This window comes from Clostridium polynesiense, from assembly GCF_000820705.1.
Classification (GTDB): Bacteria; Bacillota; Clostridia; order Clostridiales; family Clostridiaceae; genus Clostridium_AA; species Clostridium_AA polynesiense.
Genome location: NZ_CCXI01000140.1, coordinates 1 through 15,369, shown reverse-complemented (window position 1 = coordinate 15,369; position 15,369 = coordinate 1). Strand labels below are relative to the sequence as shown.

Genomic DNA, 15,369 nt, shown 5'->3' with positions numbered 1-15,369 from the left:
AAGGGAAGGAAGAAATAGAATATACAGATGCAGATTATGAGCCTGCAGCGGTTTTAGAAGGCTTTGGAGATGAAGAATATGAGGAATACTATGTACAGGGAATGTATGTTAGAAAACCAAGTAACTCATTAAATAATTCCAGCATATAATATAAAGAATTATTATAGCAAGGAGTTATTTTATGGCTGTTGGCCGATTAAGAGTACAGGTGCTTGAAGAAGATACCTTTATACCTATACCTAATACCAGAGTTACTATAATTCCCAGAGGAGAAAATATTCCTCAGATAGTGAGACAGCAGCAGGTTACAAATTCAGTGGGGCAAACGGAAGCTGTAGAACTTCCCGCTCCTCCAATAGAGTTTTCCCAATCACCAAGCAGTGAAATACCTTACAGCTTTGCAGATGTTCAGGTGGAAGCTGATGGGTATCTGCCTCTCATTGTCAGGGGAGTTCAAATTTTTCCTGAATTAACAGCAATTCAGGTGTGTAATTTAATAAGCACAAGAAAAGGAGAAATGAGGGGGATAAAGAGTCAGGAAATAAATATTAAACCCCACAGGATGGTGGAAGATTTTAAAGAAATGCAGAGACAGCAGGAAGTGATATATATACAGGAGAACACCTTAGTTGGAAATTTTCCTCCAAAGATTCCGGAAGATGAAGAAAAGCCTTTGCCACCGGAAAAAGGTGTTGTAGTACTGGAAAATGTAGTTGTTCCTGAATTTGTAGTAGTCCATGATGGTAGACCGGAGGATAACAATGCACCTAATTATACAGTAAGATATAAGGATTATATAAAAAATGTTGCCTGCTGCGAAATATTTTCTACCTGGCCAGAAAATTCTATAAGGGCGAATATTTACTGCATAATATCCTTTACATTAAATAGAATATACACAGAATGGTACAGGAACAAAGGAAAAGATTTTACCATAACTACTTCCACTGCCTTTGATCAAGCTTTCAGCTTTGGAAGAAATATTTATGAAAATATCAATAGAATAGTAGATGATATATTCTCAACTTATATTAAAAGACCTGAAGCTAAACAGCCGCTTTTTGCACAATACTGCGATGGTGTCAGAGTACAGTGTCCAGGATGGCTGACACAGTGGGGAAGCAAATACCTGGCAGATCAGGGAAGAACGCCTTACGAAATATTAACAAACTTTTATGGAACTAACCTAGAGCTTAGAAGAGCTCCGGAAGTAGAAGGAATACCTATTTCTTATCCCGGCACCGTTCTTTCTATAGGTTCAAGAGGAAATGATGTAAGAAATATTCAAACTTATTTAAATAGAATTTCCCAAAACTATCCCTTAATTCCTAAGGTAGCTGTAGATGGAGTATATGGCCCTGCAACAGCAAATTCAGTAAAGGTATTTCAGCAGGTTTTCGGTCTTCCGGAGACAGGGAACGTAGATTATGCAACCTGGTATGAAATTTCCCAAATCTTTGTAGGGGTTTCTAAGCTGGCGGAGCTTAGGGCTGTTAATATGGACGAACTGAATTTCACCCTTACAAGATCCTCAGACTGGGAAAATTTAAATAGCCAGGAAGAAACTGAAGAGACACCTATAGAGGAAAACAACCAAAAGGCAGATAGTAAAAAGGAGGATGTTGAATCAGAAGGACCTTATGTAGCAGCTTCAAGAAAGGTTAAATCCACCAGAAGGATTTTTTTCCCCCCTCTGACCTATGAAATGTATTACAGAAATGATATCCCTAAAGTAGGATACATGGATGATGGATTATAATAGATAATATGTTTTAACAACCGATATTAATAATATACAGATTCGGATATTCCCTTTATAGTAAGGGATGTTCAATCTGTATATTTAATATGGGTTGTTTTATTATCTCTTGAAAATCCTTGGATTCAGAGAAGTTTTAAAGGAAATAAATAAATATTTGTCTTTATGATAAATAAAGGTGGAAAAAATGATGAAAATTGTCTATAATTAGTACATTATTGCAAAGTGATAGGGGATGTATGTATGAAAGGAACTGTAGTTTCAACATGGATGAAAACCTGCAGGAGGGTTTACGGGGAGGAGATTGTGAATTCTGCCATGGACAGTGTGGCATGGACCAGAAATAAAATGTTTACACCTTTAGAAAACATAAATGATGAAGAAATTAAAAAGGTAATAGAATATATTTCAAAAGAATCTAATAATGAAATTAAAAATGTTTGGAATACTATAGGAAAGGACAATATACAAACCTTCTATAAGGATTTCCCAGCATTTTTTCAATGTGAAAATTTATATACCTTTTTAAAAAATATATATTATATACATATAGTAATGACTAAGAAGTTTGCAGGAGCCAAACCTCCTTATTTAGTAATTGAGCCGTCGGGTTCCCATGAAGCTATACTTACATATAAGTCAGAAAGAGAGATGTTTGACTATTTTTACGGACTTCTTTTAGGAAGTGCTGAGCATTTTAAGGAAAATATAAGCATTAAAGAGATAAAAAAAGAAAAAGGTCTGCTTCAGGTTAAAATTAACTTTCCAAACAAGATATATTATAAAAAGGATTTCTTCTTAAATAAATTTTTATCTTTTGGTTTTATTAAACCCATTGAAATTAAGCTGTCTTTATTTACTTTTGCAGTTACACTAATATCTACGGTGTTTTTCATAAATCCCATTACCTCATTAATAGTATCTTCGGTATCCGCCGGAGCAGCAGGTATAGGAGCACATGCTTTATTAAGGCCTATAAAGATAATTAAAGAGGAGTTTAATTCACTGCTAAAGAGAAAATATTTTGAGGAAAGCCATATTTCCACCAAAGATTTATTTGAGGAGCTTCATGAGCTGATACACAGCTATAAGCAGCAGACTAAAAGCGATTTTATCGGCTTTAAAGGCGTTACCGACGAAATGAATGTGTTTATAGAAAAGATAAACTCCATAGGTGAGCTTATGAATATAACCTCCGGTGAGATTTCCGGAGTGGTGGAGCAGGTTTCCGAAGGTGCAGTGAATCAGGCTCAGAATACTGAAAGCATAGCCTTCAAGCTTAATAAAAACGTAGAGATATTAAATGTTATTGCTGAAGGTGAAAATCATAATAAAGAAGAGCTGGAAAGGGCTATTTCAAAGATTAACAACAGCTATGATGAAGTTCATAAATCCAGCTTAAATATAAGACAAGCTCTAGAGGATTTTCTTAAGGTTAAAGACAGCAGTGAAATGCTGGGAAATAAGGCAGCAGATATCACCGGCATAGTTTCGATAGTTTCCGGTATATCAGAACAGACCAATCTCTTAGCCTTAAATGCATCCATAGAAGCAGCAAGAGCAGGTGAACAGGGAAGAGGCTTTGCAGTAGTTGCAGATTCCATAAGGAAGCTGGCAGAGCAGTCTAAAGAAGCGGTTCAGGAAATCAACTCTAATTTAGCTGAGTTTGTTAAAGACATTAAAAAGGTGGCACAGGACGTAGATAAACAGTATATAGAACTGGAAAAGGAAACTAAAAGCCTTGAAAATGTGAGAGAAATAAGCTATCAGGCAGCAGAGTCCATAAAGAAGGTTGCAGAATCCACCATAAATACCATCACTGATTTAAATAAAGAGGTAAAGGATTTTGATGAAATCTCCCAAAATATAGAAAACCTTGCTTCCATAGCAGAGGAAAATTCTGCTTCTTCAGAAGAAGTCAGCGCAAGTGTTGCAAATTATACACAGGAAATTAAAAAGCTTATAGACAATATAGAAGGTTTTGGGAAAACCACAGAAGTATTTAAAGAAGATTTAAAACAATACATAATATAACTAAGTTCTGAATAAAATAGTGTTTTTTAAAAATCCTCCTTACTGATATTGTTAAGGAGGATTTAATAATGTTAAAAATTTTTAAATATTTGAAAAAACATTCATTTTAAGTAAAAAAAATCTTCATAAAAAGGTCTGTATAGGTTTACAATAATACTTTCATAAGCTACTATTATATATAGAAACCTTTACCAAAAAACCAAAAAAGGGGGAGGAAAATGAGAAAATCATTCAAAAAATTCTTAACGCTGTTTACCGCGATAATGATGACTTTTACTTTGATAACTCCAGTGAAATTTATCGTTAATGCAGCGGAACCCAATGTAACCATTCAGGTTCTTGGTACTTCAGATATGCATAACAAGTTTGTTGCTTGGGATTATGCAACTGATTCAAAAAGCGATAGGGGAAGTCTAAGCCAGATAGCTACCTTGGTTAAAAAGCTTAGGCTGGAAAATCCAAACACTATATTAGTGGATAATGGAGATACCCTTCAGGGAAATTCATCCATGCTCTTTGTTAAAGATCCAGTGCATCCTATGATAGCTGGTATGAATGAACTGAAATTTGATGCTATGAGTCTTGGAAACCATGAGTTCAATTATGGAATGGACTTTGTATCCAGATTCAAAAAAGCTGCTAAGTTTGAAATATTATGCGGTAATGTATTCAGCAAAGCAGATAATCAGCCTTTAGGAAAGCCTTATATCATAAAAGAAATAGGCGGAGTTAAGGTTGGTATAATAGGGGTTGTTACTCCTCATATAACTAAATGGGATGGTCCAAATCTTAAGGATTATAATGTTACCAATCCTTCAGAAGAGGCTAAAAAGATAGCTGAAAAGCTTAGACCTCAGGTTGATGTGATGATAGCAACTATACATGCCGGGGAAAATTCCGAATACGGCGGTGGAGACAGCGCCAGAGAACTTGCTAAAGCAGTTCCTGACTTAGCTGCTATAGTAGCTGGACATGCCCATTCAAAAATAGATCAGGTTAAAGAAGGCAATGTTATAATCACAGAGCCTGGCAGTAATGGGGAATACCTATCTAAAATCGATATCACTTTAGCAAAGAATGCTGAAGGAAAGTATGAAGTTGTAAGTAAAGCTTCTAAAGCATTAAAGGTTTCTGGAAATGCAGAAGATACAGATATGGTTAATCTTTTAAAACCATATGATTCAAGAGCTAAGGAATATGCAAGGACTGTAATAGGAGAACTTAAGGGCGGAGATCTTGTACCTCCTAATGAGGTTAAAGGAATACCTCAGGGAGTAATGCAGGACACAGCAATGATAGATCTTATTAATAAGGTTCAGCTTAAATACGGAAGTAAAAATGTACCTGAAGGGGCACGTAAGGTTTCCGGAGCAGCTATGTTCTCAGGAAATGCTAATGTTAAAGAAGGCCCTATAACCAATGCAGGAACAGCATTAATATATAAATATGATAATTCACTTAAGACTTTAAAAATAAACGGAGATCAGTTAAAGAGATATATGGAGTGGTCAGCAGCCTACTTCAATACCTTTAAACCGGGAGATCTTACTATTTCCTTTAATGAAAATATAAGATTATATAACTACGATATGTTTGATGGAGTTAAATATGAAGTTAACGTATCAAAGGAACCGGGTAGCAGAATAGAAAAACTCACCTACGAAGACGGCACTCCTGTTAAGCCTGCGGATACCATTTATTTAATGGTAAACAACTATAGAGCTGACAGTAAGCTTATGGATCCTGAAAGCGGTCTTTTCAAAGGTGAAAAGGTTGATATAGTTTATGATTCCACTAATGAAAATGTATCTCAGGTTAGAGATTTCATAGGATTATACATTCAAGAAATGGGTGTAATACGTCCTGAGAAAAACGATAACTGGAAGCTTACAGGATATCAGTGGGACAAAGAAAAGAGAGATATAGCAGTTAAACTTATAAATGATGGTAAGCTTATACTTCCAACTTCAGCAGATGGAAGAACCCCTAATGTTAAGAGCATTACTTGGGAAGATGTTTTAAAGACTCCTGAAACCACTGTAGATATTCTATCCTTTAATGATTTCCATGGTGCCATGGAGGAAAACGGAAAGAATATCGGAGCAGCTAAGCTTGCAGGAGTAATTAAAGATGCTGTAAAAGCAAATCCTAATACCGTAGTTGTAGGTGCAGGAGATTTATATCAGGGAAGCGCTATGTCAAACTTGCTTTACGGAAAGCCAGTAAGCGAATTCTTAAAATCCATCGGTTTGTTTACTTCAGCAATCGGAAATCACGAATTTGACTGGGGCAGAGAAAGAATACCTCAATGGGCTAAGGATGGAGGATTTGAGTACTTTGTAGCTTCCAATATCTATGAAAATGGAAAGCCTGTGGAATGGGCTAAGCCTTATATGATAAAAGAAGTAGGCGGAAAGAAAATAGCCTTTATAGGTCTTGCTACTCCTGAAAGCGCTTATAAAACTAAGCCTGAAAATGTTAAAGGATTAGAGTTTAGAGATCCTATAGAATATGCAAACCTCTGGGCTAAGAAGATTAAAGAAGATAAGAGCTTAAAGGTAGATGCGGTAGTTGCTTTAACACACTTAGGAGCCTTCCAGGATAAAAATGGAGTGATAACCGGTGAAGCTGCAGATCTTGCTAATAAAGCTGTGAATATAGATGCAATAATAACCGGACATACTCACCAAAGAGTTGCAGGAATGGTTAATAATATTCCTGTTGTTCAAGGTAATTACAATGGAAGATCCCTAGCTAAAACAGCACTAGGTTTTAACGTAGAAGGTAACATTATTATTAAAGAAGCTAAGGTTGATGAGCTTTATAAGAGATCACAGGAACTAACACCTGATCCAGAAGTAAAAGCTATAGTTGATAGGTATGCTAAGGAACTTGCTCCTGTATTAGGCAAAGAGGTTACAACTTTGGAAGTTGATCTTCCTCATGATACCAGCCAAAATGGCGGATTAAGTCCAATGGGTATCTGGTCAACAGCACTTATGGCTAAGGCAGGAGGAACTCAAATAGCAGTTACTAACGGCGGAGGCTTAAGAAGAGGCTTTGAAAAAGGACCTATAACTATGGGAGACATGTATGAATTGCTTCCTTTTGATAACACCATAGTTACCTTAAAGCTTAAGGGATCAGACCTTAAGAGAGTTATAGAGCATGGCTTAATGGCTGAAGGGTTCAAACCTGGACAGTTCTATGGACTTAAGGTTTACTATGATAAGAATGCCGAAGCTTACAAGAGAATTAATGGAATGACCTTGTTAGATGGCACTCCAATCGAAATGGATAAGTATTATTCGGTGGTTACTAATGACTTTATACTGGATAAGGGCGATAAATATGACTTTACCGGAGCTATAGATGTAGTAGATACCGGAAAGCCAATAAGAGATGAAATGGTAAGATTATTAAAAGATATGCCAGCTGCTGAATTAAGAACTTTAGAGGCAATAGCTGTTAAGCCTGAAGAGCTGGTTATAGAAGGTAATGCACCGGTTATAGAAATCCCTGATGTAGTAGTGGATAAGAATGTAACAACAGTTAATAAGTTAAATGGTCAAAACAATAACTATGAAGTAGCTATTGACAAGGTAGATGAAAATACTCAGGTAGTTATTAAAGACGTTAAGACACTTTTAGAAAATCCTTCAGGAATTCTTACTATAAAAGGTAAGGACGGCAGCATATTTAAGATTCCTTTCAATGCTTTTGCAAAGGATTTATTAGAAAATGCTGACAGGATAGAAATCACTCTTGATACAGATATAAACAGTGAGCTTCTAAAGGGAGTTAAGGGTGTTAAAACAATATTCAATTACACCATTAAGGTTATTTCTAAGGATGGCAAAGAAACTATAGTTACTAAGTTTGAAAACAATGCTTCCGTAGAAATTACTATACCTTTAACAAGCGAAATGCTTAAAGGATTAGATTTAAATAAACTTGCTGCCTTCTACTATAATGAAACTTCAAAGAAATTTGAGTTTGTATCCGATGTAAAGGTAGTAGATAATACAGTGACCTTTAAGACAAATCACCTGTCTGCTTTTGCTATAGCTGAAAAAGCTGTAAGCTCAAGCGGAACAGTACTTCCTCAAACTGGACAACCTATAGGCTTTAATCTTCTGGTTATGCTTGGTATATCCATAGCAGCAGCAGGAACAGGTTTAGTGGTTTATAAAAAGAGAGAAGAAGAGGAAGCAGTATAATATAAATTAAAAGAGCTGAGTCTCAGAGAACCGTAAGGTTCCTGGGGCTCAGCTTTTTTTATTAATCTAAACTCCCGTATTATCAAAGGGAGGGATAAAGGATTCAGAGCAGGTACCCTCCTCTTGAATAAAACCATTTTTAACACCAAGCTCCAGGGCATAATTAATAAGTCCGTCATAATGCTTCTTGCTTAATTTTTTATTTATTTCAGGATACTGTGAAGCTTTATTATAAGGAGTGTACTGATTCATAAGGCTTATATAGACTTTGTCTCCGTATTTATTATAAATATAATCTATGACCTTTTTAGAATCAAAAAGAAGACCAGGAAGCATCATATGCCTTATGATAACTCCTTTTTTCATCATTCCCTTATCATCAAAAACCGGCTTTCCTGTTTGTCTTACCATTTCCTCTATAGCCTTTGAAGCAGTATTGAAGTAATTTTTTACCTTTGAATATTTTATGGCATATTTATCGTTATAATATTTCAAATCAGGAAGATAAATATCTACATAACCCTCCAAAGCCCTAATAGTTTCTATGTTATCATAGCTGCTGGTGTTATATACAACGGGCAGGGTTAAACCCATATCCCTTGCTCCTTTGATTGCCTCTATAATCTGGGGAACAAAATGAGTAGGGGTAACCAGGTTTATGTTATGAGCTTTCTGATCCTGAAGCTCTAAAAATATTTCCGAAAGTCTTTTTATTGATATTTCCCTTCCGCTGTTTTCCTGACTTATGCAGTGGTTTTGGCAGAAAACGCAGTCTAGGCTGCAGGAGGTAAAAAATACCGTTCCGGAACCTCTGTTTCCGGATATACAGGGTTCTTCCCATTGATGGAGAGCTGCTCTTGCAATTTTCAACTTATCGGTGCTTCTGCAGAAGCCTGTTTTACCTTCAATTCTGTTTACACTGCAGTTTCTTGCGCAAAGCCTGCAGTTTTTCAGCATAAATTCATTTTTCAATATCCTTTTCACCTCTGACCTAATCCTGTTAAGGGCTTACCAAAGCTCTAAACATATGGATAAAATACAAATAAAATATATACCAATAAGCTTATTATGTCTATAGAAATATATATTATAGGAGAAGTAAAATCAGGGGTTATGGATAAGGTATTACTTATGAGAATAATAAAAAAATAAGCATTGAGCTATAAATAAAAGGCTGAGAACTCCAAATAGGGGGTATAATATGCTTATTAAGTTTGCAAAGCCTATTTGTGAAATAGGAAAAGCAACTGCCAGGACTATAAAAATATTCTTTTTAAAAGGCAGCTTTATAATCCTTTCAAGGCTTCTGCTTATGCTGTATATATCTGAAACTTCAGTAGAAAACATTTCAAGCCATATTATTATAAGGAGCATAATCTGCATAGCTGTACCAAATCGGTTGGAGATGTACAGCAGAGGAATTTCATATTGATAAATATAGGGCTGATTAAGCATAAGCATCAGGTTTATAAATATGCATAAGAGGGTTAACCCCAAAGAGCCCAGTATGATTCCAAGAGTTACCGCCCTTTTGCTTTTCATTTCCCTGCTTAATGGAACTATTACTCCGGTACAGCAGAGGATGTTATAGCCTGAATAAAGTATACAGGAAAGCAGCCAGTTGGATTTAACAGCAGGAAGGCTTTTCAGGTGAGTGAGAGTTATATAATCCTTAAAAAAGAAAATATATAAAATCAATATTGTCACTATAACTATTATAAGGGAAGGTACTATTATGGAGTTAATGCCAATAAGGCCTTCTGTTTCCTTCCATAGGGTTATAACCGCAAGCGCAGCCATTATTAAGGTTCCTGCCAGTTTAGGTATTCCAAAATATTGGTTTAACAAAGAGCCGCAGCCTGCCAGTATTATAGATGCACTGCTTAAAATGTACAGAGTGGTTATGATGGAGGTAGATTTACTTATAAGGCTTCCAAGCCTTATGCTTCTCCTTTTGCTGTTAACAAGCTCTATAACCTCAGAATAGGAATTTAAATTATATTTAATGCTTAAATTTCCTATGATAGAACACATATAGATATAAAAGATTCCTGTAAGTATTATTCCTATGAAACTCTTATACCCATAAGAAGTGAAAAATTGAGTTATTTCTTTTCCAGAAGCTAACCCTGCCCCAACGATGGTGCCAATAAAAACTGCCGCCACCTGAAAAATCTTTGAAATTTCTTTTTGCAACTTTTTTCCTCCTCCTAAGCTTTATGTTACTAAATATATAAATATATCTTTATTTTTATGTTTATTAATGTGAGTTTTAATAAATAATAATAGTACTGAATGATTATAGTAAGGATAAAATTGATTGGGAGTGAAGAGTATGTACAAAAAATCTGCAGCTTTAACTGCATTTATTCTTATAGCATTTTTAACAGCATGCAGCTGTAACGTAAGCAAGGATTCCGGAAAGATGCCTCTTAAGTTTGATACTAAAGAGGCTGTAAAAACAGCGGAAAGCTACTTAAGCTTGATTGCTGCTGAGGATTATAAAGAAGCAGATTCTTTATGTTCAAAAGAGCTGAAGGGTAAAAGCAGCGATATTAAACCTTCAGATTTAAAGGTTATATCCTTTAATCAGGATATGCTTAACGAAATGGGAGAAAGCATACTTATAAGATTTAAGGTTAATAGGATAATTGAAGGAAAACCCAGAGCAGATCTGGACAACTGCAGTATAAGAGTTGTAAAAGAGGGTAATCAGTATAAGATATCTGAGGTGAAATCCGAAAATGAAAAAGAAGCATATGTGGAGGGAAGGGCTCTTCGCCAGAGGAGGAAGGATGAGGCGAAAAGCAGTCCTATAATAAGACTTCATAGGCTTCCAAGAGAGATGTATCCTAAAAATAATAAAGCAGATATAAATAAAGCAGCCATCCCTAATAAGGAGTTTTCTGCTGTTAACTTTTCTTATAAAGGCGAAAGGATAGCTTTGTCAACCTTTGATAAGGATTCTTACTTAGCAGTTATCTCCATAGATGACAGTATGGAAACCGTTAAAGACGGAATGAGCGGAGGAGAATCCCCACAAGGAAGTCAAGGGGGGCAGCAGAATGAAGGAGGTGATGGCTTTAGAGAGGATTTAAGTATGGAAAAGCCTATTGGAGAAAAGATTACCTCCATAGATTTATTACAAAATTCCAGGGTGAATTCCATGGTGTTTTCCAGAGATGAAAAGATACTTATGGTAGAATATATAGAGGAAGGAAAGGGAAGCAGCCTGAATCTTTATAAAGCTGATTCCGGAGATAAAATTCCTCTAAACCTGAACAGCCAATTTCCAGGGGACAAATATAATGTGAAATTTATAAGCTTTGAGAAGGACTTGATGATTTTTCAGGCCGACATAAGGGACAGTGAAGCTCTAAAGGATAATAAAGCAGGTAAATATCAGATTGATTTAGAAACGTTTAATATTAAAAGATTATAGTATATAATTTAATAATATAATATTTTTACATAATATCATTGAAAGGAATTAAGCTTATGACAAAGTTTTGGGGAGATAAAAGATATAACAGTCTTAATTACTTCCTCAGGAAGAAGTTTGGCGAGAAGGTATTTAAAATATCTTTAGATGCAGGCTTCAGCTGCCCAAACAGGGATGGAACGGTAAGCCATGGAGGATGTATATTCTGCAGTGAAAGGGGCTCCGGAGATTTTGCAGGCTCCAGATGCTTTTCTATATCAAAGCAGTTTAAGAATATAAAAGAAATGATGAATAAAAAGTGGAAGCAGGGAAAGTATATAGCATATTTCCAGGCCTATACAAACACTTATGCTCCGATAAAAGAGCTAAGAGAAAAATATAATGAAGCCGCATCTCAGGAAGGTGTGGCTGGCATAGCCATAGCAACCCGGCCTGACTGTCTGGGTGAAGAGGTACTGAACCTTTTAGAGGAAATTAATAAAAAGGTGTATCTTTGGGTAGAGCTTGGACTTCAGACCTCTAAAGACAGTACTGCAAAGCTTATTAATAGGGGATATGATCTTAAGACCTTTGAAGAGGCGGTGGAGAACTTAAAGAAAAGGAATATAGATGTGGTTGTACATACTATTTTCGGACTGCCTGAAGAAGAGGAAGAGGATATGATAAATACTGTGAAATATCTTTCTAAGCTTCCTATACAGGGAATAAAGTTTCATCTTCTTCACCTTATGGAGGGGACGCCTATGGTAAAGCTTTATCAGCAGGGAAGACTAAAGTTTTTGACTCAGGAGCAATATATAAAGCTTATCTGCAGAGCAATAACCCTTCTTCCTGAGAATGTTGTCATTCACAGGCTTACAGGAGATTCTCCCAGAGAGCTTCTTATAGGACCTATGTGGAGCCTTAAAAAATGGGAAATATTAAATTCCATAGATAAATGCTTAAAGGATAATGATTGGTATCAGTCTTTGTATTATTCTACAAATTAAAAGATATAACTTTGGGGCTTTTGCGTATAGAATACCTTTCTTGAAACGGTTACAATGGAATTGTAATAAACTCGAGGGAGGAAAATATAATGGCAAGTTTATCATTGGAACATATTTATAAAGTTTATCCCGGTAATGTTACTGCGGTAAAGGATTTTAACTTAAATATAGCAGATAAGGAATTTATAGTTTTTGTAGGACCTTCAGGCTGCGGTAAATCTACAACTTTAAGAATGATAGCAGGTTTGGAGGAAATTACTGAAGGAACCCTTCAAATAGGAGAAAAGGTAGTAAATGATGTTGCTCCTAAGGATAGAGATATTGCAATGGTATTCCAAAACTATGCGCTTTACCCTCATATGAGCGTTTATGATAACATGGCATTTGGACTAAAGCTTAGAAAGACTCCAAAGGCTGAAATAGATAGGAAGGTTAAAGAAGCTGCAAAGATCCTTGATATAGAGCACCTTCTTGACAGAAAACCAAAGGCTCTTTCAGGTGGACAAAGACAGAGAGTTGCTATGGGGAGAGCCATAGTTAGAAATCCTAAGGTATTCCTTATGGACGAGCCTCTTTCAAACCTGGATGCTAAGCTGAGAGTTCAGATGAGAACAGAAATAGCTAAGCTTCACCAGAGACTTCAAACCACCTTCATATATGTTACCCATGACCAGACAGAAGCTATGACTTTGGGAACAAGAATAGTTGTTATGAAAGATGGTGTTATTCAGCAGGTAGATTCACCACAGGAAATATACGAGCATCCAACAAATCTTTTTGTAGCAGGCTTTATAGGAAGTCCACAAATGAATTTTGTTGATTCTAAACTGGAGGAAAAAAGCGGAAAGATATTTGTGATTTTCGGTGATGATGAAATAGAAGTTCCTGCTGACAAAGCAGACATTTTAAAGGAGAGAGGATATATAGGGAAGGAAGTTATATTAGGCATAAGACCTGAGCATTTAACTACCGGAAAAGATTTTATAGAAAGCAATCCTAACTCCGTAATTGAAGCAAATGTAGAAGTAACAGAATTGATGGGAGCAGAAAGCTATATTTATCTTTCAAAGGGATCATCAAATATCACTGCCAGAGTTAATGGAAGCACTTCATTAAAAGCAGGAGATAGAGCTCAAATTGCTCTCTTTACAGATAAAATGCACATTTTTGATAAGGAAACAGAACTTACAATACTATAGGAGGACGAGTAGATGTACGATTTCCATGGTTTTTTGGAAGAACTAAGCACTGAAAGCGGTATAAGGTTCAAGCTGATTTCTGATGAAGGAATTGAAATATTTAATTCTTTAGGAGAATACAAAGAATCTCAGTGTTTCACTATCTCCATTCAGCTTGGAGCTCAAAAGGCACAATTATCCATAAACAGGGAAAGGGAAAGTTGTACATCTCTTCTTAAATATTCTATAGAAAGAAAATATAAGGAGTTATATTTTCTTAAAGAACAGATGATAGTGGACCTTATAGAAGGAACGGGTGTTACCGCTGATATAGTGGACAGCACCCTTCCCTTTCTTTCAAAGGAAGCTGCACTTTTTCTGATTTCCTTAGAAGGCAGCGTTTATGATGCCATGGGAATTTTGAAGCAGCTATATCAGGAAGATAGTGCTGTTACTGTTTTATATAGGGATAATCTGCTTATGGTGGGCAGCTTTGAAGAGGTGGATGAACATGCCAGAAGCATAAAGGAATCTATTAACTCAGAGCTGTATAGCAGCTGCTACATAAGCTATTCAAATATAAAAAAAGGATCCTGCAGCCTTAAAGAAGCTTATGAGGATGCTATGGAATGCATGGTCATAGGGAAAAAGTACGATTTAAAGGATCAGGTATTTAATGCTGAGAGTATGATACTTGAGAGAGCGGTATATAACATAAGCGAAAAAGCTAAAAAGGAAATGCTACACAGATTTGAAAAGAAATTTTCAGGTTTTGATCATGATACCCTAACCACTATTGAAGAATTTATTAAATGCAGCTTAAACATCAGCGAAGCGGCAAAAAAGCTTTATATACACAGAAATACGCTTATATACAGATTAGATAAAATAGCCAAGGATACTGGCTATGATATAAGGAACTTTAAACAGGCGGCTATTTTTAATATGGCTTTCCTTATATGGAAGGAGAGTAGATAAAATGAAGCTGGATATTATAATATCTGCAGATCATATAGAAGAAAAGTATTTGGAAAATAAAATAGTTGTTGTAATAGATATGCTTAGAGCAACTTCTGTTATTACCACAGCGCTTAATAACGGCTGTAAGAGCGTTATACCTTTTCTTACAGTGGAGGAAGCCCTAAGTTTTGCTAAAAACATTGAAAATAATTGTGTATTAGGAGGAGAAAGAAAGGCTTTAAAAATAGAAGGCTTTGATTTTTCTAATTCACCTTTAGAATATAGAGAAGATAAGGTTAAGGGCAAGACCGTTGTGATTACTACCACTAACGGAACCAGAGCCATTAAAGGAGCATCCAGAGCAAGCAGGGTATTTATTGGTTCTCTCCTTAATGCAAAATCTGTGGCAGAATTATTAACCAGACTTAATGAGGATGTGGTTTTTATAAATGCCGGAACTTATGGTCAGTTCTCAATGGATGATTTTATCTGTGCTGGATACATGATTCATTTAATTGCAAAAACAGCTGAGCAGGACTTGTCCGATATAGCCTTTACAGCTAAATATATATACGAAAATAATACTGATATAACGAACTTTATTAAAAATGCCAGTCACTATGAGGTTTTAAAATCTCTGGGCTTAGAAGAGGATTTAACCTATTGCAGCAAAAAAGATATAGTTTCTATAGTACCAGAGTATAAAGATGGAGAAATTAAGATAAGCAATATTTGATTTGTTTTTTATTTTTCCCTTTTAAATATAATTACAAAAAAAGAAGAACTT

10 protein-coding genes are annotated in these 15,369 nt (G+C 35.7%); 8 read left to right on the top strand and 2 right to left on the bottom strand.

Going from position 1 to position 15,369, the window contains the following annotated elements; genetic code table 11:
• Nucleotides 1-181 precede the first annotated feature (181 nt).
• The 3 genes from TA89_RS13985 (at nucleotide 182) to TA89_RS13975 (ending at nucleotide 8,013) form a co-directional block, all read left to right on the top strand.
• A complete protein-coding gene (locus TA89_RS13985; RefSeq protein ID WP_082023956.1) occupies nucleotides 182-1,759 on the top strand; it encodes a peptidoglycan-binding domain-containing protein in 1,578 nt (525 codons plus the stop codon).
• A gap of 243 nt (nucleotides 1,760-2,002) precedes the next feature.
• Nucleotides 2,003-3,793, top strand: a complete 1,791-nt coding sequence (locus TA89_RS13980) for a heme NO-binding domain-containing protein (protein ID WP_040214258.1) — start codon at nucleotides 2,003-2,005, stop codon at nucleotides 3,791-3,793.
• 218 nt (nucleotides 3,794-4,011) lie between these two features.
• Nucleotides 4,012-8,013: a 5'-nucleotidase C-terminal domain-containing protein gene (locus TA89_RS13975; protein WP_052447518.1), complete on the top strand. Its 4,002-nt coding sequence runs from the start codon at nucleotides 4,012-4,014 to the stop codon at nucleotides 8,011-8,013.
• 66 nt (nucleotides 8,014-8,079) lie between these two features.
• Here TA89_RS13975 and TA89_RS13970 read toward each other — a convergent pair whose 3' ends face one another.
• Both TA89_RS13970 and TA89_RS13965 read right to left on the bottom strand, forming a co-directional pair.
• A complete protein-coding gene (locus TA89_RS13970; RefSeq protein ID WP_040214260.1) occupies nucleotides 8,080-8,970 on the bottom strand; it encodes a radical SAM protein in 891 nt (296 codons plus the stop codon).
• Nucleotides 8,971-9,138: 168 nt separating this feature from the next.
• Entirely contained in the window at nucleotides 9,139-10,209 is a 1,071-nt protein-coding gene (locus TA89_RS13965) for a YkvI family membrane protein (RefSeq protein ID WP_040214257.1), read from the bottom strand.
• A 139-nt stretch (nucleotides 10,210-10,348) separates the two neighbouring features.
• On the opposite strand from TA89_RS13965, the gene TA89_RS13960 reads away from it, so the two are divergent.
• From TA89_RS13960 to TA89_RS13940, 5 genes are all read left to right on the top strand, one after another.
• Entirely contained in the window at nucleotides 10,349-11,455 is a 1,107-nt protein-coding gene (locus TA89_RS13960; protein ID WP_040214255.1) for a hypothetical protein, read from the top strand.
• Between the two features lie 56 nt (nucleotides 11,456-11,511).
• Complete coding sequence (gene mnmL, locus TA89_RS13955; RefSeq protein ID WP_040214254.1) at nucleotides 11,512-12,444, top strand: tRNA modification radical SAM protein MnmL/YtqA; 933 nt, start codon at nucleotides 11,512-11,514, stop codon at nucleotides 12,442-12,444.
• Nucleotides 12,445-12,533: 89 nt separating this feature from the next.
• Complete coding sequence (locus tag TA89_RS13950; RefSeq protein ID WP_040214252.1) at nucleotides 12,534-13,643, top strand: ABC transporter ATP-binding protein; 1,110 nt, start codon at nucleotides 12,534-12,536, stop codon at nucleotides 13,641-13,643.
• 12 nt (nucleotides 13,644-13,655) lie between these two features.
• A complete protein-coding gene (locus TA89_RS13945; RefSeq protein ID WP_040214249.1) occupies nucleotides 13,656-14,600 on the top strand; it encodes a PucR family transcriptional regulator in 945 nt (314 codons plus the stop codon).
• Between the two features lies 1 nt (nucleotide 14,601).
• Entirely contained in the window at nucleotides 14,602-15,318 is a 717-nt protein-coding gene (locus TA89_RS13940; protein WP_040214248.1) for a 2-phosphosulfolactate phosphatase family protein, read from the top strand.
• The last annotated feature ends 51 nt before the right edge of the window (nucleotides 15,319-15,369 follow it).